Origin of the sequence: Pseudoglutamicibacter cumminsii (genome assembly GCF_003143995.1) — a bacterium.
GTDB lineage: Bacteria > Actinomycetota > Actinomycetes > Actinomycetales > Micrococcaceae > Pseudoglutamicibacter > Pseudoglutamicibacter cumminsii_B.
Window position 1 is genome coordinate 1 of record NZ_QFWG01000026.1, and the last position, 882, is coordinate 882.

Annotated in this window: 1 protein-coding gene; it reads left to right on the forward strand. The window is 60.5% G+C overall.

Going from position 1 to position 882, the window contains the following annotated elements; translation table 11 throughout:
- Positions 1 to 62: 62 nt before the first annotated feature.
- Positions 63 to 827 (forward strand): IS6-like element IS6100 family transposase, encoded by a 765-nt coding sequence (locus tag CAY35_RS09435; protein ID WP_001389365.1) that lies wholly within the window; start codon positions 63 to 65, stop codon positions 825 to 827.
- Positions 828 to 882: the final 55 nt, after the last annotated feature.

Consider the following 882-nt stretch of genomic DNA (forward strand, 5'->3'; position numbering starts at 1 on the left):
GGGCTCTGTTGCAAAAATCGTGAAGCTTGAGCATGCTTGGCGGAGATTGGACGGACGGAACGATGACGGATTTCAAGTGGCGCCATTTCCAGGGTGATGTGATCCTGTGGGCGGTGCGCTGGTATTGTCGCTATCCGATCAGCTATCGCGACCTTGAGGAAATGCTGGCGGAACGCGGCATTTCGGTCGACCATACGACGATCTATCGCTGGGTCCAGTGCTACGCCCCGGAGATGGAGAAGCGGCTGCGCTGGTTCTGGCGGCGTGGCTTTGATCCGAGCTGGCGCCTGGATGAAACCTACGTCAAGGTGCGGGGCAAGTGGACCTACCTGTACCGGGCAGTCGACAAGCGGGGCGACACGATCGATTTCTACCTGTCGCCGACCCGCAGCGCCAAGGCAGCGAAGCGGTTCCTGGGCAAGGCCCTGCGAGGCCTGAAGCACTGGGAAAAGCCTGCCACGCTCAATACCGACAAAGCGCCGAGCTATGGTGCAGCGATCACCGAATTGAAGCGCGAAGGAAAGCTGGACCGGGAGACGGCCCACCGGCAGGTGAAGTATCTCAATAACGTGATCGAGGCCGATCACGGAAAGCTCAAGATACTGATCAAGCCGGTGCGCGGTTTCAAATCGATCCCCACGGCCTATGCCACGATCAAGGGATTCGAAGTCATGCGAGCCCTGCGCAAAGGACAGGCTCGCCCCTGGTGCCTGCAGCCCGGCATCAGGGGCGAGGTGCGCCTTGTGGAGAGAGCTTTTGGCATTGGGCCCTCGGCGCTGACGGAGGCCATGGGCATGCTCAACCACCATTTCGCAGCAGCCGCCTGATCGGCGCAGAGCGACAGCCTACCTCTGACTGCCGCCAATCTTTGCAACAGAGCCA